The sequence below is a fragment of the Blautia sp. HCP3S3_B11 genome (assembly GCF_052064435.1).
Taxonomy (GTDB): Bacteria; Bacillota; Clostridia; order Lachnospirales; family Lachnospiraceae; genus Blautia_A.
Genome location: NZ_JBQHVP010000011.1, coordinates 120,325 through 141,130, shown reverse-complemented (window position 1 = coordinate 141,130; position 20,806 = coordinate 120,325). Strand labels below are relative to the sequence as shown.

At 43.1% G+C, this 20,806-nt stretch carries 18 protein-coding genes and 1 other annotated feature; of the genes, 1 reads left to right on the top strand and 17 read right to left on the bottom strand.

Annotated features, from left to right (window positions below; all coding sequences use genetic code 11):
- Positions 1-13 precede the first annotated feature (13 nt).
- The 7 genes from rpoB to ACTNC0_RS10520 all read right to left on the bottom strand — a co-directional run bounded on the left by rpoB (position 14) and on the right by ACTNC0_RS10520 (position 8,795).
- On the bottom strand, positions 14-3,877 hold the full coding sequence (gene rpoB, locus ACTNC0_RS10550; RefSeq protein ID WP_441087321.1) for a DNA-directed RNA polymerase subunit beta: 3,864 nt from the start codon (positions 3,875-3,877) through the stop codon (positions 14-16).
- Positions 3,878-4,124: 247 nt separating this feature from the next.
- Positions 4,125-6,224, bottom strand: a complete 2,100-nt coding sequence (locus ACTNC0_RS10545) for a right-handed parallel beta-helix repeat-containing protein (RefSeq protein WP_441087320.1) — start codon at positions 6,222-6,224, stop codon at positions 4,125-4,127.
- An 87-nt stretch (positions 6,225-6,311) separates the two neighbouring features.
- Positions 6,312-6,686: a 50S ribosomal protein L7/L12 gene (rplL, locus tag ACTNC0_RS10540; RefSeq protein WP_019163102.1), complete on the bottom strand. Its 375-nt coding sequence runs from the start codon at positions 6,684-6,686 to the stop codon at positions 6,312-6,314.
- 67 nt (positions 6,687-6,753) lie between these two features.
- The gene (gene rplJ, locus ACTNC0_RS10535) at positions 6,754-7,257 is read right to left on the bottom strand and encodes a 50S ribosomal protein L10 (protein ID WP_441087319.1); all 504 of its coding nucleotides are present in this window, start codon (positions 7,255-7,257) and stop codon (positions 6,754-6,756) included.
- A 41-nt stretch (positions 7,258-7,298) separates the two neighbouring features.
- Positions 7,299-7,440, bottom strand: a sequence feature (ribosomal protein L10 leader region).
- A gap of 44 nt (positions 7,441-7,484) precedes the next feature.
- The gene (gene upp / locus ACTNC0_RS10530; protein ID WP_441087317.1) at positions 7,485-8,114 is read right to left on the bottom strand and encodes a uracil phosphoribosyltransferase; all 630 of its coding nucleotides are present in this window, start codon (positions 8,112-8,114) and stop codon (positions 7,485-7,487) included.
- A gap of 79 nt (positions 8,115-8,193) precedes the next feature.
- Entirely contained in the window at positions 8,194-8,376 is a 183-nt protein-coding gene (locus ACTNC0_RS10525) for a DUF6472 family protein (protein ID WP_118136154.1), read from the bottom strand.
- Positions 8,377-8,378: 2 nt separating this feature from the next.
- Positions 8,379-8,795, bottom strand: a complete 417-nt coding sequence (locus ACTNC0_RS10520) for a GHKL domain-containing protein (protein WP_441087316.1) — start codon at positions 8,793-8,795, stop codon at positions 8,379-8,381.
- A gap of 485 nt (positions 8,796-9,280) precedes the next feature.
- Between ACTNC0_RS10520 and ACTNC0_RS10515 the strand changes: the two genes are divergently transcribed.
- Entirely contained in the window at positions 9,281-10,384 is a 1,104-nt protein-coding gene (locus ACTNC0_RS10515) for an FAD:protein FMN transferase (protein ID WP_441087315.1), read from the top strand.
- A 113-nt stretch (positions 10,385-10,497) separates the two neighbouring features.
- Here the strand turns inward: ACTNC0_RS10515 and ACTNC0_RS10510 are convergent, their stop codons facing one another.
- The 10 genes from ACTNC0_RS10510 to cysT all read right to left on the bottom strand — a co-directional run bounded on the left by ACTNC0_RS10510 (position 10,498) and on the right by cysT (position 20,795).
- On the bottom strand, positions 10,498-11,163 hold the full coding sequence (locus ACTNC0_RS10510; protein ID WP_441087314.1) for a hypothetical protein: 666 nt from the start codon (positions 11,161-11,163) through the stop codon (positions 10,498-10,500).
- 183 nt (positions 11,164-11,346) lie between these two features.
- The gene (locus ACTNC0_RS10505; protein WP_117674972.1) at positions 11,347-11,601 is read right to left on the bottom strand and encodes a kinase; all 255 of its coding nucleotides are present in this window, start codon (positions 11,599-11,601) and stop codon (positions 11,347-11,349) included.
- Positions 11,602-11,909: 308 nt separating this feature from the next.
- Positions 11,910-12,839 carry a DMT family transporter gene (locus tag ACTNC0_RS10500; RefSeq protein ID WP_441087313.1) on the bottom strand — a complete coding sequence of 310 codons (930 nt, stop codon included), beginning with the start codon at positions 12,837-12,839 and terminating at the stop codon, positions 11,910-11,912.
- A 219-nt stretch (positions 12,840-13,058) separates the two neighbouring features.
- Positions 13,059-14,699, bottom strand: coding sequence for a sulfate adenylyltransferase subunit 1 (locus tag ACTNC0_RS10495; protein WP_441087312.1), 1,641 nt, complete (start codon positions 14,697-14,699; stop codon positions 13,059-13,061).
- Between the two features lies 1 nt (position 14,700).
- Complete coding sequence (gene cysD / locus ACTNC0_RS10490) at positions 14,701-15,600, bottom strand: sulfate adenylyltransferase subunit CysD (protein ID WP_441087311.1); 900 nt, start codon at positions 15,598-15,600, stop codon at positions 14,701-14,703.
- A 98-nt stretch (positions 15,601-15,698) separates the two neighbouring features.
- Positions 15,699-16,013 (bottom strand): 4Fe-4S dicluster domain-containing protein, encoded by a 315-nt coding sequence (locus ACTNC0_RS10485; protein WP_118247510.1) that lies wholly within the window; start codon positions 16,011-16,013, stop codon positions 15,699-15,701.
- Complete coding sequence (locus ACTNC0_RS10480) at positions 16,010-17,821, bottom strand: adenylyl-sulfate reductase subunit alpha (protein ID WP_441087310.1); 1,812 nt, start codon at positions 17,819-17,821, stop codon at positions 16,010-16,012. Before ACTNC0_RS10480 ends, ACTNC0_RS10485 begins: the two co-directional genes overlap by 4 nt.
- Positions 17,822-18,074: 253 nt before the next feature.
- On the bottom strand, positions 18,075-19,133 hold the full coding sequence (locus ACTNC0_RS10475; RefSeq protein WP_441087309.1) for a sulfate/molybdate ABC transporter ATP-binding protein: 1,059 nt from the start codon (positions 19,131-19,133) through the stop codon (positions 18,075-18,077).
- 1 nt (position 19,134) lies between these two features.
- On the bottom strand, positions 19,135-19,959 hold the full coding sequence (gene cysW, locus ACTNC0_RS10470) for a sulfate ABC transporter permease subunit CysW (RefSeq protein WP_441087308.1): 825 nt from the start codon (positions 19,957-19,959) through the stop codon (positions 19,135-19,137).
- A complete protein-coding gene (gene cysT / locus ACTNC0_RS10465; protein WP_441087307.1) occupies positions 19,959-20,795 on the bottom strand; it encodes a sulfate ABC transporter permease subunit CysT in 837 nt (278 codons plus the stop codon). The genes cysW and cysT overlap by 1 nt, the downstream gene beginning before the upstream one ends.
- Positions 20,796-20,806: the final 11 nt, after the last annotated feature.

The following is a 20,806-nucleotide window of genomic DNA, read 5'->3' as shown; positions in this document are numbered from 1 at the left end:
TCTTTCCCCTTTCTTACTCTTCGTCATTGTCTTCAAGAACCTCATCCAGTTCATTGAAGTCGTCTTCCTCATCTTCGTCCTCTTCAACGTCAACGAGTTCTTCTCCGTCAAACTCCTGCTTTGTATAGCCGTGTTTGCCGTAGTCTTCTTCTCTGTCGTGATGTCTTCTTGAATCTCCCTCGATGACAGAACGAAGGTCTGTGTCACCGTAGTCTACAGATTCGAGAAGATGTACTTCTGTATTGTCATCCTTGAGTACCTTCACGTCCAAACCAAGAGACTGAAGCTCTTTTAAGAGAACCTTGAAGGATTCCGGAATACCCGGCTCAGGAATATTGTCACCTTTGATGATTGCTTCGTATGTCTTAACACGACCAACAACATCATCGGACTTAACTGTCAGGATCTCCTGCAGTGTGTAAGATGCACCGTAAGCTTCCAGTGCCCAAACCTCCATCTCACCGAAACGCTGTCCACCGAACTGAGCTTTACCACCCAGAGGCTGCTGTGTTACCAGAGAGTAAGGACCTGTAGAACGTGCATGAATCTTATCGTCTACCAGGTGGTGCAGTTTCAGATAGTGCATGTGACCGATTGTTACAGGGCTGTCGAAATATTCGCCTGTACGTCCGTCACGAAGACGCACTTTACCATCTCTGGAGATCGGAACGCCTTTCCACAGTGCTCTGTGGGCTTTATTCTCATCCAGATACTGCATTACATCCGGTGCTAAAATATCTTTATATTTCTCACGGAACTCTTCGAAATCTTCTGTGTTTACATAGTCATTTGCAAGTTCCAGTGTATCCTGGATATCATGCTCATTGGCACCCTGGAAAATAGGTGTGGCAACATTAAATCCAAGTGCTTTCGCAGCAAGACTTAAGTGAATCTCCAGGACCTGTCCGATATTCATTCGGGAAGGCACACCCAGAGGGTTCAGCACGATATCAAGAGGACGTCCGTTCGGAAGGAATGGCATATCTTCTACAGGAAGTACACGGGAAACAACACCCTTGTTACCGTGACGTCCGGCCATCTTATCACCAACAGAAATCTTTCTCTTCTGTGCGATATAGATACGTACGGACTGGTTTACACCAGGGGACATCTCATCGCCATTCTCTCTTGTAAATACCTTGGCATCTACGACAATACCGTATTCACCATGAGGTACTTTCAGAGAAGTATCACGTACTTCACGTGCTTTCTCACCGAAGATCGCACGGAGAAGTCTCTCTTCTGCAGTAAGCTCTGTCTCTCCCTTAGGAGTGACCTTACCAACAAGGATATCACCGGCACGAACTTCTGCACCGATACGGATGATACCACGTTCATCAAGATCCTTCAGTGCGTCATCGCCGACACCAGGAACATCACGTGTGATCTCTTCCGGTCCGAGTTTGGTATCACGGGCTTCTGCCTCATATTCTTCAATATGAACAGATGTGTAAACATCGTCCATAACAAGTCTTTCGCTAAGAAGTACAGCATCCTCGTAGTTGTAGCCTTCCCATGTCATAAATCCGATCAGCGGGTTCTTACCAAGAGCAAGCTCTCCGTTTGCTGTGGAAGGACCATCTGCGATAACCTGTCCGGCCTCTACGTGTTCACCCTGGAATACGATTGGCTTCTGGTTGTAGCAGTTACTCTGGTTACTTCTTAAGTATTTAGTCAGATGATAATCATCTTTTGTACCATCATCGTTCTTGATGCTGATATCTGTAGATGTGGAACGAAGTACAGTACCGGATTTCTTTGCAACTACGCAGACACCGGAGTCAACTGCTGTCTTCACTTCCATACCTGTACCAACTGCAGGAGCTTCCGTTGTCAGAAGCGGTACGGCCTGACGCTGCATGTTGGATCCCATCAGCGCACGGTTAGCATCGTCGTTCTGCAGGAACGGAATCAGAGCTGTAGCGACAGAGAATACCATACGTGGAGATACGTCCATGTAATCGAACATATGACGCTCATACTCCTGAGTCTCTTCGCGGAAACGACCGGATACATTCTTATGAACGAAATGTCCTTCTTCGTCCAGAGGCTCATTGGCCTGTGCTACATGGTAGTTATCCTCTTCATCAGCGGTCATATATACAACCTCATCTGTTACACGAGGATTCTTAGGATCTGTTTTGTCGATCTTACGGTAAGGTGCCTCAATAAATCCGTACTGATTGATTCTTGCATAAGATGCAAGGGAGTTGATCAGACCGATGTTAGGACCTTCAGGTGTCTCAACAGGGCACATTCTACCGTAATGGGAGTAATGGACATCTCGAACCTCGAATCCGGCTCTGTCTCGTGACAGACCGCCAGGTCCCAGGGCGGAAAGACGTCTCTTATGGGTCAGCTCACCAAGAGGATTGTTCTGATCCATGAACTGTGACAGCTGGGAAGAACCGAAGAACTCTTTCACTGCTGCAGTTACAGGTTTGATATTGATTAAGGACTGCGGAGAAATATTGTCCGTATCCTGTGTTGTCATTCTCTCACGAACCACACGTTCCAGTCTGGAAAGACCGATTCTGTACTGGTTCTGAAGCAGCTCACCTACCGCACGGATACGACGGTTTCCAAGGTGGTCGATATCATCGGCATTGCCAAGGCCATATTCCAGATGCATATTGTAGTTGATAGAAGCAAAGATGTCTTCTTTTGTGATATGCTTCGGAATCAGATCGTGGATATCTCTGTGGATCGCTGCGATTCTGTCTTCTAATGTGTCATTTTCTTCCAGAATATTCTCGAGAACAGGGTAGTATACTGATTCTGTAACACCGATGCTCTTCGGATCTTCGATCTCCGGAAGGTAGTGGCGGATATCCACCATTAAGTTGGAAAGGACCTTGATTCTGCGGTCTTCCTCGCCAAGGATCCATACATATGGAACGGCGCTGTTCTGGATGGTATTTGCCATTTCTTTTGTTACAACAGTTCCCTCTTCTGCCAGGATCTCGCCTGTAGAAGCATCAACAACATCCTCAGCCAGCTTATGGCCAACGATTCTCTTGTTGAAGTGGAGTTTCTTGTTGAATTTATAACGTCCAACCTTCGCAAGGTCATATCTTCTCGGGTCAAAGAACATTGCGTTGATAAGGCTCTCTGCGCTGTCAACAGCAAGCGGCTCACCCGGGCGGATTTTCTTGTATAATTCAAGAAGACCTTCCTGATAGTTTGTGGATGTATCCTTTGTAAAACTTGCAAGAATCTTTGGCTCTTCACCGAAGAGGTCAATAATCTCTGCATTGCTTCCTACGCCAAGTGCACGGATCAGAACAGTGATTGGAACCTTTCTTGTTCTGTCAACACGTACGTAGAAAACATCATTAGAGTCTGTCTCGTATTCCAGCCATGCACCTCTGTTCGGGATTACGGTACTGGAGAACAGTCTCTTACCAAGTTTATCATGCGCGATTGCGTAATAGATTCCAGGGGAACGTACTAACTGGCTGACAATTACTCGCTCTGCACCATTGATGACAAAGGTACCTGTAACTGTCATGATAGGTAAATCTCCCATGAAAATCTCGTGTTCGTTGATTTCCTCTGTTTCTTTGTTAATCAGTCTCACTCGAACCTTCAAAGGTGCGGCGTAAGTTGCGTCACGTTCTTTACACTGTTCGATATTATATTTTGCATCTTTCTCGTCAAATGTAAAGTCGATGAATTCCAGGCTGAGCTTTCCGGCGTAATCCGCGATCGGAGAAATATCATCAAAGACTTCCTTCAGTCCTTCATCAAGAAACCATTTATAAGAATCTCTCTGGACTTCGATCAGGTTTGGCATTTCCAGGACTTCTTCTTGTCTCTGGTAGCTCATACGCATGCTTTTTCCAGTTTTTACAGAACGAATTCTGTTTTTTTCCATTGACGTTTCACCCCTGTTTTTTCTTTAAATTTATTATAACTTGACCCTTTTTGCCAAAAGACATAAAGGCACATCTTGCCATAATATAGCATTCTTCACTATAGCACAGCAAGTTGTGCCTGTCAATCACTTTTTTTTGATTTTTTTATACTTTTTTAAAAATTGGGTTACTGTTTTTTCTCTATATAAAAATCTGCGATTCTTTATCAATAACGTCTTTGTTAATTGTTCACAGTGTACATATTAACTATTCCTCAGAAATTTTGCTGTTCTTTGCGCGGATACTGTCGGAATGACCATTTTCATTGAATTCATTATCCTTACTGCTGTTAATGCGGGAGTTGCTGAATTCGGCCGCATAGTCCTTATTGCTGTCAAATGTGTTTCCATCCACAGAAATCCCTTTTGAATCTGTAATGCACAAACCTGATTTGCTATTTGATCCACATATATTCCCCTGAATTCTGGAATTATCGCTTTCTGCATTGATTTCGATCCCATTGCTGCCATTTCCGGAAGAAAAATTATCCGTTATATCCGCTGACGGACATCTCTGTAAAAGTATTCCTTTTCCTTCATTTTTATAAGTATAGTTTCCATTAACAATACTATTTTCTGTATATTTAACAAGAATACCGTTTCTAAGATTTGAACTTACCCTATTTCTCTCAATCCGGCCTCCTGCTGCAAATCGCAACGCACAGATTCCATCTTTCGAAAATCCGGATATGGTATTTCTATAAACCAGGCAGATTTTCTTTGCTGCCTCTGTTCCATTTATATAGATTCCATAATCGTTTCCACCAGACATATCATTATATAAAATCCGGATATTGCTGCCTTTCGCAACGCTGATTCCCGTATTACTGTACACCTGGTTTTGTGAAAGCCTTATTGTGTTTCCCCGGCATATACAATCCTCAGCCCAGGTAAGCTTAATTCCGTCCCCATATCCACTGATCAAATTGTTTTTGGCAGTAACGCCCCGGACAATATATCGCCCTGCCGGAACACCGTTTGCCGCCGGGCTTGCAGTATTTTCCAGATCATCATCTTCAGACGGTTTATTCTCTCCGGCTGACCCCTGAGATATTTCCCCGCTGATCCAGATACCATATCCATCCCACTGCTTATTATCTATCAGTGCCGGATCCGCAATTGCGATCTGGTTATTCTCGATCCGAATATTCTCCGCATACTGGTTTCCGGCCGCTGAAAGTTCCTGACCATCCAGAGTGTGCGCATTTCTGGTATAAACGGAACGCACATAGATTCCGCCACCAACATTACTCATGACGTTTCCGGTTATCACCGTATCCTGATAGTTCAGGCACCAGATTGCTCTCTTTCTCAGATTGGCAAACTGATTGTCGCAGATCGTAATGTTCTTATATGGTCTGTCAAACACCATACTGTGACTGCCGATTCCTGCAAATACATCCTCAAAAGTGTTATCCTTTATCACGATATTCTCACAGACACTTCCATCATATGGAAGATATCCTGGGAAAATCTTCGGCATACAGGCATCCAGCTGAATACATTCCTGACCGCCGCCTTCATAATCTTTCCAGTAGCCTCTGAATGCACACCCTGTGATTTCTGCATCCTTTACGCCCGCAAACTCCAGAAAATGGGATTTGAGATTGTTAAGAAATATGGCATTTTTTATTGTGACATTTGTAGCATGTCCTATTCTGAAACCTACAAAACCACCAGATTCTTCTTTATTTTCCACCGATTCATAGTTTGCATCCCAGATACCACCATCGATTGTTATATTGCGATATCCATCATATCCGCCTTCTGATGTCTGACTGTCTCCCAGGCGAAGTAAAATCTCTTTTCTCGGTGAAGTTTTCGTTATCGTGGCACCTTCTGCGTACAGATAAATGTTGCTGTACATATGAAGAGTTCCTGTAAGTATGTAGTTCCCTGGCGGAATAATCACTTTGCATGGTTTTTCATCGGTTGCACGGTCTCTTGCCTGAGCCAGCAATGTATTTAATTTTACAGTGATGTCTTCTCCATCCTGCACATTCAGCACAAGCTCCTGCATCTCTTTCTGAGTCTGATCGTCATCTCCCGCGGAAAAACTCTCCGTATTTCCGTCATCAAAGCCATCCACTTCAGATTCATTTTCTGTAAATTCATTCGCAAGATTCTCTGCTGATTGCACATCCGCATCGGAAACATCTTCAAAAGATCCGTCACTTTCAGATGCGTCTTCAAATAACTGCTCTTCCTCTTGCTGGGCAGCCTGTACATTTACACCTACGTATGTGGTCAGGCAAAGCCGCGCCGCCATAATAATGCCAAATATCCCTGCTGCTGTCCTGTTCATCATAGTCTGTAATCCTCCAGCTCTGTAAAAAAAGCAGGAACACCACTGGCATTCCTGCTTGTAAATCTTCTATACATAATAGGAAGATAATTATTTAAGGTTAACCTTAGCACCTTCAGCTTCAAGTTTTGTCTTGATGTCTTCAGCTTCTGCTTTGGATGCGCCTTCTTTAACAACCTTCGGAGCACCGTCAACCATTTCTTTAGCTTCTTTAAGACCTAAGCCAGTTACTTCACGAACAACTTTGATAACTTTAACTTTGTTTGGTCCAACTTCTGCAAGTTCTACGTCGAACTCATCTTTTTCTTCAGCTGCTTCTCCAGCTGCTCCAGCTGCTGCTACTACAACACCTGCTGCTGCGGATACACCAAATTCTTCTTCACAAGCTTTTACTAAGTCGTTTAATTCTAATACAGATAATTCTTTGATTGCTGCAATAAATTCTTCTGTTGTTAATTTTGCCATTTTAAATTCCCTCCATATAATATTATTTTAGATTCGTTCTTTTTGTGCCCTTGGGCATTAATGAAAATTATTCAGCTGCTGCTTCAGAGCCGTTTTTCTCAGCGATCTGATTAAGCACACGAGCGAAGTTTGTAATCGGAGACTGGATGCTTCCAAGCAGTTTGCCAAGAAGTTCTTCTCTGGACGGGATTCCAGCCAGTGCCTGAATACCTGCCTGATCGTTGTAGTTTCCTTCAACGACACCTGCGATTAACTCTAAAGCCGGGTTCTTCTTTGCGAATTTATCAAGGATTCTTGCCGGAGCAGTTGCGTCTGTAGCAGAGATTGCCAGAGCGTTTGTTCCATGTAAGTGCTGGATAAGTTCTTCACACTGAGTACCCTCGAATGCACGATGCATCATTGTGTTCTTGTATACTTTATACTGAACACCAGCTTCTCTTAATTCCTTACGTAAAGCAGTATCCTGTTCAACTGTAAGACCGCTGTAGTTAACAAGTACTACAGATTCTGCCTCTTTCACGTTGTTGATGATTTCTTCTACGATCGGTTGTTTAAGTTCTACTTTTGCCATGAAATGGTACACCTCCTTATAGATTTTGTATACCGCTGCAAATGAGTAAAGAAAAAGCCTTACTGCATGACAGTAAGGCTTGCGTAATCTTCCATAAACATTAAAGAATACTTAGTCCTCGGTAGGCGTTTACAACTTATGCCTTACGGCACCTACTGTCTTCGGCAGCGTTCTTGCATAGAATAGCACATTGACTTTATGTTGTCAAGAGTGATTTTTAATATTTTTTATTTCGTTCCGAAAATTCTGTCTCCGGCATCGCCGAGTCCCGGGCAAATATAAGCATGGTCATTTAATTCACGATCAAGATGTCCGCAGTAAATCTGCACATCCGGATGTGCTTCGTGGAGACGTTTGAGTCCTTCTGGTGCTGCGATGATACACATGAATTTGATGTTTTTGCCGCCCTGTTTTTTGACAAAATCGATAGCCGCTTCTGCGGAGCCGCCGGTTGCGAGCATTGGGTCTACGATAACTGCAATTCTTTCATCAATGGATTCCGGAAGTTTACAGTAATATTCGTGCGGTTCGTGTGTTACAGGGTCGCGATAAAGTCCTACATGACCGACTTTTGCAGACGGAACGAGAGTCAGGATGCTGTTGACCATTCCAAGACCTGCACGCAGAACCGGTACGATTGCCAGTTTCTTTCCGGCGATCATTGGTGTCATACAGGTTTCGATCGGAGTTTCCACTTCCACATCTTCTACCGGAAGATCTCTCAGGGCTTCATAACCCATGAGGATTCCGATTTCCTCTACCAGTTTACGGAATTCATTTGTTCCTGTGTTTTTGTTTCTCAGCATGGAGATTTTATGCTGGATCAATGGGTGATCCATGATATAAACATTTTTCATTATCTTTTTCCTCTCTTAGTTATAGATTGTAACTATTTTTCCTATTATAGTGCCTGATGGCATTTTATAAAAGGAATACTTACATCTGTTTGCGCACAATACGATATTCATCGCCCATCTTGAAATATGGACACTGATGGAAGCTTCCGGTGATAAATTTCACCATCTCGTCTTCATCGAGATTTACTTCGCAAGTATAACATTCGTAATCGTCGTCATAACTGTAGTTTACACAATATTCGCAGTTTACTGCATCGGACATCGTTAATCTCCCCTTTCTGTGACTGGAATCAGGATTTTCAGTTCAAACCAGTTATTTTTCTGGGATGCCACTGCTGATCCCCCATATTTCTCTACAATGGTACGGATACTCTTCATTCCATATCCATGTAAGTGTTTATCTGCTTTCGTTGTCACCGGCAGACTGTTTGTGAATTCAAGTTTCTCATCACAATAATTCTCTGTTCGGATTCTTAAGAATTGTTTTTCCTGTGTAACATATAATCCGATCAGGCGCTTCTCCTGATTTATATAATTGGCAAGACGGATTCCGTATCTCATGGAATAAATCAATATTGCCAGGGAGGCTGCCTGCGTGTTCAGACCTTCGCCACAGTCTACAAAGCACCAGAATTCGCCACTTCTATCTGATACGATGTTCTCCTCATTCAGATAGGACATTCCAATCTAATAGTCAAGCAGAACAAAACCATATAATAATGCATAGTCAGAAAAATACTGTTTGCGATTCCGGCTCAAACCAGCTTCGCAAACGGTACATTTTTTAATTCATGTATATTTAACTTTTACATATCTCCAGCTTCTCGATCTTGCAACTATGCTTCTTAGTCTTTTTATCATAGTTTATTCCCGCAAGAATCAGATTTCCCTGATAGTCTTTCAATGCCTCTACATACTGTTTATCTTTTATCTGGGTAATTGCTCCTTCTGCACTTTTATCCCATTTAGATTGTTTTCTGCCTGTGCAGAGTATGTCTTTTCTGATATACTAAAGCGTGTTTCTATAATGATAAATTGCTATCAACTAATTACAATGTTTCTTTATAGCCACGTTACTATCCACTCCATTTTGGTAAGGAAGCACCTGAACAGTATCATCTATCTCTCCACCCCTACCAGATATGTTTATTAAAGAGGTTACATTTATGTTATTATATCATAGATCTATAAAAAAAATAATAAAACACTGTACTTTTTCAATACTCGCAGGGACTTTTGTGCTGTCTTCTGCGATTACGTCCGGATGTTCTGCAGAAACAGACACTACTCAAACCACAGAGTCAGAATCTCAGGAACCAATTTCCACTACCGCAATTAAACTGAATACTGCAGTTACTGTCACTATTTATGATTCCCAGGACAGAAATCTCCTTACCGAATGTATGAATTTATGCGATAAATATGAAAAAATATTCAGCCGCACCGCAAGTGACAGCGAATTATATAAACTAAATCACAGACAACTCACACCTGTAGATGGAACAGATTATACCTATCAGGTATCAGATTCTCTGGCTGAGCTGATTCAGAAGGGACTTTATTATTCTGAGCTGTCGTATGGTGCTTTCGATATTGCGATTGAGCCATTAACTTCTTTGTGGGATTTTACCGCTGAAGATCCGCAAGTACCGGAAGACAGCCTGATTCAGACTGCTCTGTCGAAATGTGATTATCGCAACATCTCCATTGGCGGAAAAGACAATAATGAGATTACATTAAAAACTGACGACACTGCCATAGAGTTAGGTGCTATTGCCAAAGGATATATTGCAGACCGATTGAAAGAATATCTAATCTCTCAGGATGTGAAAAGTGCGATTATTAATCTTGGCGGAAATGTTCTCTGTATCGGTGGAAAGCCTGATGATTCTTCATTTAAGATTGGAATTCAGAAACCATTTGCGGATCGAAGCGAAACGATTGCTGTTATGGATATTAAAGATAAATCTGTTGTTTCTTCTGGGGTTTATGAGAGATGTTTTGAACAGGATGGAACTTTATACCATCATCTGCTGAATCCCAAGACAGGATATCCTTATGACAATGGACTAATCGCAGTTACGATTATCTCTGATCAGTCTGTAGATGGAGATGCACTAAGCACGACTTGCTTCGCGCTTGGACTTGAAGATGGATTGAAACTGGCAGAATCCCTGGATGATGTGCAGGCATTTTTTGTTACATCAGATTATGAGATACATTATACAAAAGACTTTCAGAAAGAAATTACAGTCACAGAAACTGACTAACACTTCCCTATAATCAAAGTAAAAGAGCTGTTGTGCTAAATAGTTAGTACAACAGCTCCCATATTTCCACTATATTCTAAAATTAAGTATAATTATTATTTCTGCAATTATGCTTATCCCCAAATTCCACTTCTCTGTTCTTCCAGATGATCGAGGATAAAGTTATAAATGTCTATGGACACGCTGTCAGGATAGTGTGTTCCATCTACGGTTGAAAATCCTTCTGATACCAGATGAGAATACACATCTATATAAGTAACACCGCTTAAGTTGGCCTGCATTGCTGCATTGAAGCTCTCAATTTCCGCATTACTGCAATATGGATCGTTCTGCACTGGTCCTACGGAGACAAAATACGTCTGTGCTCCACGACTAGCCCATTCAGCTGCTTTGGAATTGATATAGCTGAGATAATCATTGACATGATAGAGGTCGTTGACTCCCATCAGAATAATGACCGCCGTATTATCTTCTATCTGATCTTCTACCTGCGGCACGCCTGTTGATACCATCCAGTCATAGCCCATGGAAGAAAGACAGGACCAGACGCTGTCATCGTTCACTGCATCTCTGAGTCCTTCTGTTCTGGAATCTCCGATGAAAACAAGCTTGTCTGCTGAGACTGTATCCGGATGATTTGGTTTGCTCAGCGTTCCCTGATCTGCCGGATTCTGTTTAGCTGCTTCTGGTGTCGCTGTCGGCACTGGTGTTGACGTCGGCTTCGGTATTGCTGTCGGTTTTGGTGTTGCCGTTGGTGTAAGTGTTGATGTTGGCTTCATCGCAGCTGGTCTTGGTGGGCCTGCAACTTCTGACGCATAAACGTTTGAGAATATACAAATTGTTGCAATGCCTGCTGCTAATATTATTGATTTGATTTGATGTTTTTTCGTCGTACTCACTCCCCTCAGAATGAATTCTCACATAGTTACCTAATGGATATATCTGACATCTATATATCGTAATTACATCCCCGGCATCATATCCGGCCATGAGAGGATTTCTTTAGAGATAATTTCTTCATAATCACCCTCAATATCCTGGCTTCTGCCTGCTTCGAATACGTTTGTCTCTGCTCCCCAGACACGGTCTTCGTATTCCCACACATGGAATCTCAGACCACGGAACATAAAGTCAAGGCTTCCACATCCATTTTCTTCTGTGTATTCATAATGAATATTTTTTGTTTTTAATGCTTCCTGCACTTTTTCTAATCGCATCGAAATACCTCCCGTTTGGATGATCAGAATATTTTCATACTGATTATTTTTACTGTAAAAATCACTACAACTATTAAACACATACACAATTATCTGCTTAATATCTCTAAGATACGAAAGATAAATACAAATAACTGCAAATTGCTATAGTTTGCATCCCCATGTATACCCCATTACATAGAGATTATTATACCATACTCTGCAATATCCCATGTAATCTGAATACAACTTGGGGCATTCCGAAAATAGATATTGTATTACGGTTCACTCCGTTCTCAGCAGCATAATAACGCATGAACAGCAGCTACTCAATTCTTATTCTTCTTTGTCGGAACCGCCAGAATAATGATCGTCGCAATTACAAGCAAAGTTCCGATCAGATCTGGTGTCGTAAAGCTTACTTTCATCCAGACCGCGGTCAGCACCATCGAAGCTACCGGTTCCACACAGGAGAAAAGACTGGCTTTTACGGAGCCTATCATCTTCACACCTGTCAGGTACATGGAAAATCCGGCCATTGTTCCAAAAATAATAATAAAAGCCAGTGCCACAAATGCTTCTCCGTCAAAAATCACCTGATAGTTCCACGGACGAAATACTGCCATAAGCACCACGCCGCCAATCAGCATCCCCCATGCCAGTACAAGTGGTGTATCAAACTGCGCCTGCAATCTGGCTGGTTTTACCGTATATATGACTACTGAAACTGCCGAAATCAGTCCCATAATCAGTGCTTTCTGTGATAGCGCCAGTGAGGTAGGATTTCCATGTGTTGCGATCAGAAAAATTCCTGTCACCGCAAGGGTTACGCCCAGCACTTCTTTTTTCTCAGGAAGACGTTTTGTGCGCAGACATACCCACACAACGATCAGCGCAGGTCCGAGATACTGAATGACTGTTGCAGTTCCGGCATTGGACCACTCGATTGTCTGAAAATAGCTGTACTGACACAACATCATTCCCGCCAGTCCGTAAATGATAATATCCCCCCTGTTTCTCTTACTTCTCCAGATGTCGAAGGTTTTTCCCTTAATTCTGATGAAATAGTAGCACAGAAGCAGAACTCCTGCTGTTACCAGACGTATCGGCACCAGCCAGGAGGCCGTTACCTCTTTGTTCTGAAATAGAAACTGACCACAGACACCGGAGATTCCCCACAGAATGCCGCCAATGATCGTCAGAAATGTTCCCAGAATCACCTCTCGTTTTTTGTTGTTTGAATTTGTTTTCTCATTCATAACGTATATATCCTGTCTGCATTAATATAATTCAGAAATGAGTATAATCCGCAATGCCAAAACTTGTCAAGGAATCAATTTGAGTGCAAAAAACCGCCACAGAAATGTTCGTTATCTGTGACGGTTTATATTATTTTTCGGAATTTATTCTGCAATAGTTTACTCACATACTTACACAGACCGTTTTCCATATGCTGTCTTTACATTTTTCTGATCCGATCAGATATAGTTTCCATCCTGTGCATTCTGTACTGCAAATACAGATTTCTTCTTCACGAAGTCTACTGCGTCTTTCACAGTAAGTCCATCCAACTGCCAGTTTGCATAGAATCCTTCCATCCCTTTGAGTGTCTCGTCTTTTGCTGTATTTTCATCAAGGACAAGGAGTACGATCAGCCCGGCTGCTTTGAGGTGGCGGACGGTTTCTGCATAATTTTCACTTGCTGCCGGATGATACAGATAGGTATGTCTTCCAAGTACAGTCAGCCCTTTTTCTACCTGCTCTGCAAATTCAAGTGTGATTCCTTCTTTGCCGATTGGGAATTCTACGACAACCGGGGTCTGACCCTTAAGTCCGGCACGAACCTGCTCGTCTACTTTACCAATCTGGGATTTATCCTGGGAAACGAGAGTTTTTCTCACAACGCCGCAGGCAGATGTCATGTTTGTGACACGGTCGATCAGAATTAGTTCTCCAAGTGTTCTGTGCTTGTCAAATTCGTCTACCACGATCTTCTCTGAGAACTCCAGAGTACAGGAGGCAATCTCATTTTTATTTAAAGTATAGGCGTTTTTCTTTTCGCCTGTGTTTACGTCTACGGAATAATTAATCTTTGTAACCAGACCTGGGATCATCTTTGTGCCAATCTTTACAAAGAAATTCTTGCCGTCTGTCAGAGCATTGTCGTCCATCCAGAGGATATCTGCTTCCACAGAGTCTGTCAGGACTGCACCGGAATCGATTGTGAGCACGCATCCTCGGGAAACGTCTACTTCTCTGTCAAGCTGGATGGTGACAGGCTGTCCCTGTACTGCTTCTTCGGCTTCTTTGTTTCCAACCAGAATGCTCTTTACATGAGCTTCTTCCTTGCTCGGAAGTGTAGTTATAAGATCACCGACTTTAATAGAGCCATTCTCGATCTGTCCCTGAAATCCGCGGAATTCATGGTTGGGCCGGCAGACTCTCTGTACCGGCATGTAGAAACCTTTTTCTGTGTCTTCCTTGATATCTACGGTTTCCAGATGTGTAAGGAGTGCTTCGCCTTCATACCATGGCATATTGTCAGATTTTGTTGTGACATTGTCACCCTCTGTGGCAGATACCGGAATAATGGTTACATTGGCAAGTTTTAATTCCTCTACCAGTGCTGCGATCTGATTCTCGATCTCACGAAAACGCTTCTCATCATAACCGATAAGATCCATTTTGTTTACTGCGAATACAAAGTAACGGATTCCCATCAGTGCGCAGATTCTTGCATGGCGTCTTGTCTGAACCAGAACGCCCTGGGAAGCATCCACAAGGATAACTGCCAGATCTGCAAAAGAAGCACCAACTGCCATGTTTCTGGTATATTCTTCATGTCCCGGTGTGTCCGCAACGATGAAGCTTCTGTTATCTGTTGTAAAATATCTGTATGCAACGTCGATTGTGATACCCTGCTCACGTTCTGCCATCAGGCCATCCAGAAGAAGTGAATAATCAATGGCGCCGCCTCTGCTTCCTACCTTGGAATCCAGCTCCAGAGCTTTTTCCTGGTCTGCATAGAGAAGCTTTGCATCATAAAGAATATGTCCGATCAGAGTGGATTTTCCATCATCCACACTTCCGCATGTAATAAATTTCAATAATCCTTTCATCCTAGAAATACCCCTCTCTCTTTCTTCTCTCCATGCTGCCTGTTGCCTCGTGGTCGATCACACGGCTGGTACGTTCAGAGGAAACAGCACTTAATGTCTCATCAATAATCTCGTCCAGTGTATCTGCCTCAGATTCGATACCACCTGTCAGCGGATAACATCCAAGAGTACGGAATCTGACTTTTTTGTGTTCGACCTTTTCACCTGGGCGAAGTTTTAATCTGTCATCATCTACCATGATAATGTTTCCATCTCTGTAGATGACCGGTCTTTCTTTTGCAAAATATAATGGTACGATTTCGATATTTTCACGCTGAATATACTGCCAGATATCCTTCTCTGTCCAGTTGGAAATCGGGAATACTCGCATGCTTTCACCTTTCTGTATCTTGGTGTTGTAGAGTTTCCACATTTCCGGTCTCTGGTTCTTCGGATCCCATGCCTGAGCAGAATTACGGAAAGAGAAAATTCTTTCTTTCGCTCTGGATTTCTCTTCATCACGACGGCCGCCGCCAAATGCTGCTGTAAACCCATATTTTGTCAGGGCCTGTTTTAATGCCTGTGTTTTCATGATATCTGTGTATGCAGAACCATGATCAAATGGATTGATTCCTGCTTTCACACCTTCTTCATTGGTGTATATCAGCATGTCAATTCCGTTTTCTTTTGCGACTCTGTCACGAAATTCGATCATCTCGCGGAATTTCCATGTTGTATCAATGTGCAGGAACGGGAAAGGTGGTTTCTCCGGGTAAAATGCTTTCAGCGCCAGATGGAGCATAACGGAGCTGTCCTTTCCTATAGAATAAAGCATAACCGGCTTTTCACACTCGGCTGCTACTTCTCGCATAATATAAATTGCTTCTGCCTCAAGCTCATCAAGATGAGATAAGTTACTCATTGCATTATCCTCCTCTGTTTGTTAAATATATTTTGAAAAATCTGGCGGATATTTTTCTGCCATATTCTTGGAAAATTTTCTTTCAAAGTTAATACCAGTCAATATTTATTGGCATCCTTCTTATTAACCTGAATCGTAATCTTTGTACCGTCCGGCTTCTCCACTGTCCATGTGGAAATGTCCGGCTTTTCTGATACGACCATGCTTGCGCCTCTGCCGCCCACATCAGCTCCAAGGAAGAATCGGATGGCGTCGTGGCTGCATTCTTTGATACAGGAAGTACATCCCCAGCAGTCTCTTACCTGACGGATGAAGGCTTTTCCTTCTTTGTCCTTTTTAATCAGATTTCCGGGACAGGCTTCGATGCATTTGCCACATCCTACGCATTTGCTTTTCTGAATCCGAATGCTCATCTTTCACCTGCTCCTTTCTCTGCTGTATTTGCTGTTTCCTGCTTACCAGCGTTCTCTTTTGTTACCAGATCTCTATATAAAATTTTGATCTCACCATTTTCCATACAGGAGTTTACATATTTCATCCAGTCTTCACTCTGATCCGGATAATCTGTATTCTCTCCGAAGCTGTGCCATCTGGTTTCCTTTCTTGCTGCCAGATGTGCGATAACTGCGCGGCATATGATCAGTCGCTCACGAAGTTCATAGATCTGCATCAGCTCATAAGCATCTGTCGCTGCCAGTGTATCTACAACAGGAAGCAGTGCTGCGATCTTTTCATCTGCTTTCGCAAGGCTTGTCTCACTGTATCTGTAATCGGTTCCGATTCCGCCTGCATACTGATCCATGATCTTCTGCATTGCTTCTTCAAGCTGTTCTGCATTCATCAGGGAACGGGGAGCATTTAAGTGAGATTCATACTCTGCTTTCTTTGCTTCTGCTATTTCAGAAAGCTTTTTATCTTCTACTATTTCTGTATCTTTGGCTATTTTTGTTACGGTTTTCTCTTCTGTCTGTCCAAATGCATCTCGCTGTTTTTCAGTTGCCCCTTTGCCTCTGGTTTCGGCATCTTTATTACCCAGATATTTCAGAATTGCTTCCGCGGCAATCTCGCCCTCTGCCAGTGCACCGGTTACATATTTCTGCGGGCATCCACCTGCAACATCTCCGGCTGCATATAATCCCTCGATTGTTGTGGCTCTGTTATTGTCTACCCAGTAACCGCTGGCTGTATGTCCGCCTACGATATATGGCTCTGTACCTTCGATCTCTACATTTTCTTCCGAAGGACCCTTGCCGTCTTCCATCCATTTCAAGGTCTGAGATGGTGCCATATTCAGGTATGCTTTGTAGAGATCCTGTTCCTGTTCTTTGGAAATTCCTTCTGTTCTGAGATAGCAAGGGCCATTTCCTTCCCGGTTCTCCATGACCGTACCATAAACACGCTGAGAAGTTGTCAGGCCGTATTTTGTCTCGTAAATATCGCCATGTGCATTAACTTGTCTGGCTCCTACGCCCTGCGCGATAGTTCCTGTCGGAGCGATCGTATCTTTACATCTCAATGCGATGAAACGCATCTCGAAAGTTGTCATCTCTGCGCCGGAAAGTAATCCCATTGCATATCCTGCACCTGTGTTAAATGGCGGATACCACATCTTATGTCTGGAAAATCCCGGATTATTCGGTCTGTAAAGTCCTGCCGCACCGCCTGTCGCACAAAGGACTGCTTCTGCGTCGATATCATAGAAAATATCTTCATTTACGCTGAATCCCACCGCACCTGTGATCTTTCCGTTTTCTGTTTTGTAGTCTGTAATGTTTACGTGGTTTAAAACTGTGACATTTTCCTGCTCAGCCGCCGCTTTTGCCAAGATTGGCTTCATGTTCTCGCCGTTGATCTTGATGTTTCGATTTCCTCTGGCAACGTATTTGCCATTTTCATCTTTCAGTATGACCAGACCCAGATCTTCCATCACTTTTGTCACATGATTCAGTCGCTCTGACATGCTCAGAAGAAGATCTTCTCTGACGATTCCGTGAGCGTCCTTTTTGGCATAATCCACATAATCCTGTGGAACTCTGCCTTCTGTTATATATGCGTTTAATGCGTTGACACCTGCTGCCAGACATCCGCTTCGTTTAATATTCGCTTTCTCCGCGATCAGAACTTTTCTGTCGCTTTTCTGACCGATGACGTATGCTGCAAAACAGCCTGCTGTTCCGCCGCCGATGATCAGTACGTCGGTCTTGATTCTCTCTGTTCTCATACCCTTTCCTCCGAAAGTATGCTTCCTGTTTATTTCTTAATTTGCTCTATCATAAAATTACCTGGACAGAATATTTACAACCTACCTGAGTATGTAATTTTATGTAACGCTGTTTTTATCACTTACAGTTTACCATTTATCATTGTTTAATGAATTAATATCAGGTAGAATTTCGGTAAAATAATAATCATGCCAGGATTTGCTGTCCGAGTTAGTATACATCTCGATTTCAGCCAAATGCTGCATTACTTATTTAGATGATTACCGAATCATCTCTTACAGCTTCATTCTCAATCAGCTGCACCGTATCGTCTCTCAGTGCAAAAATCCTGTACAGGAACACATTAACGATTTCCCCTTCCCTGACATCTGCTTTCTCAAGGCTTCTTCTTGCTGTTACCACCGAATTGTTCACTCTGATCTGAAGTTCCAGATTATCTCCCCGGAAGGAAACCCGTTCAACCACTCCCTGAGATACGGAAGATCTGAACTTTTCTACTTCATCCAGTCTGGAAACTTTTACGAATTCCGGACGGACAATAATCTTGTCTGCACCCTCCGCCTGAGTAAATGTGTGGAAATCATCTGCATTTTTCAGTATAGATGGCTGTCCGAAGAAAGATGCGGTAAAAGCTGTCTCCGGGTTTCGGTAAACTTCTACCGGAGTGCCTTTCTGCTCAATCCGTCCTGCGTTGGTAATGATGATCTCATCCGCTACCTCGATTGCTTCATCCTGATCATGTGTAACGAAAATACTGGTAATTCCCAGCTTCTCAATCATTTCTTTCAACCAACTTCTCAGCTCCTGACGAATCTTTGCATCAATCGCTGCAAAGGGCTCATCCAGAAGCAGCACCTGTGGATTCGGTGCAAGGGCTCTGGCAAATGCTACCCTCTGTCTCTGTCCACCAGACAGCTGACTCGGATACCTTTTCTCCAGTCCTTCCAGACCTACCAGCTTTACCAGCTCTCTGACCCGGGTGTCTATTGTTTTTTTATCTACTTTCTGAACTTTCAGACCAAATGCTACGTTATCATAAACAGTCATGTAACGGAACAGCGCATAATTCTGAAATACAAATCCGATTCCTCGCTCACTGGCCGGCACATCGTTGACTACTTTTCCATCGATAATGATCTCGCCGCTGTCCGGAGTTTCCAGACCTGCGATCATTCGAAGAATGGTTGTTTTTCCACTTCCACTTGGTCCCAGCAGACCGATCAGCTTGCCTTTTTCGATTCCGAAATTTACATTCTTTGATGCCTGGTAGGAACCATAGGTCTTATTTATATTTTTTAACTCTACATACATATCAGGCTTCCTTCTTTCCTTTGTATTCGATCACGCTTCTGACCACCAGAATGATAACTGCCATGATCACCAGCAATGAAGATACGGCAAACGCCGGAACATACTGAAACTCGTTAAATAAAATCTCGACATGGAGAGGAAGGGTATTTGTCTTTCCTCTTAAATGTCCGGAAAGGACGGATACTGCGCCGAACTCTCCCATGGCTCTTGCCGTACAGAGCACAACTCCATAAAGCAACGCCCATTTAATATGAGGAAAAGTAATCTTCCAGAAGATCGTCCAGCCGTTCGCTCCCATCAGTGCTGCGGCTTCTTCCTCGTCTGTTCCTTCTGTTTCCAGAACCGGAATCAGTTCTCTGGAAATAAAAGGAAATGTTACAAATACAGTTGCAATGATGATTCCCGGTACAGAGAATACAACTTTAATTCCGAATTTAATAAGGAAAAAGTAAACAGGACTCTGACGTCCGAAAATCAGAAGAAAAATCAGACCTGCAATGACCGGCGAAATCGTAACCGGAAGATCGATCAATGTGGTCAGCAGTTTTTTGCCCTTGAACTGAAACTTAGTCAGTGCCCAGGCTGCGAAGATACCAAAAATGGTATTAAAGATGACTGCGATCAGTGTTGCTTTGACCGTAAGGAGAAGTGCTTTAATTGTGTACTCATCCGTTACCGCCTCAAGGTAAACTTTCCAGCCGCTTCGCAGAGCCTCTGTGATCACAGTAATCAGCGGGAGGAGAAGCATTACTGCCAGAAACAGGACGCTGATACCGATCAGCAGCCATTTTGTGATTTTCTCTGAAGTCTTTACATTGTTGTCCATCAGGCATTTCCTCCCCGTAAGATTCTCGCGTTTCTCTGCTGGATCACATTATTGAGAAACAGAATGAAAAATGAAACCGCCAGCATCACCAGTGCGATCGCCGTTGCGCTGGAATAATCAAATTCCTGAAGTTCTGACATAATGATCAGCGGTGTGATTTCTGTGTAATATGGCTTATTTCCTGCGATAAATACGATGCTTCCATATTCACCAAGGCATCTGCCAAAAGCAAGTCCGGTTCCTGCAAAAATCGCCGGTTTCAGTTCCGGAAAAATGACTTTCCAGAAAATCGTTGATTTCTTTGCTCCCAGCACTCCAGCTGCTTCGCTGTAGGAATTGTCCATCTTCTCCAGAACCGGCTGTACGCTTCGTACGACAAACGGAATTCCTACGAAGATCATGGCTACTGTAATACCGATCCTTGTGTATGCGATCTTGATACCGAATCTGGCAAAAAAGCTGCCGACGAGTCCGGAATCGGAAGTTAAGGATGTCAGCGCGATACCTGCAACTGCGGTTGGCAGTGCGAACGGAAGCTCAATCATTCCATCCATGATCCGCTTGCCCGGAAATTCATATTTTACAAGTACCCATGCGAGGATAGTTCCCATAATCCCATTGATCACTGCTGCTGCAAAAGCGGATATGAAGCTTGTGTAAAAGGAAGCCAATACTCTGGCTCTTGTAATGGTTTCAATGAAATCTTTAAAGCTCATCTGTGCTGTGTAGATCACCAGACTGGCAAGTGGGATCAGAACCACCAGACTTAGTATGGAAATGGTAATTCCCATGGAGAGTCCGAATCCTGGAATCACTGGTTTATTTCTTTTTTTCATAAAATAAATCC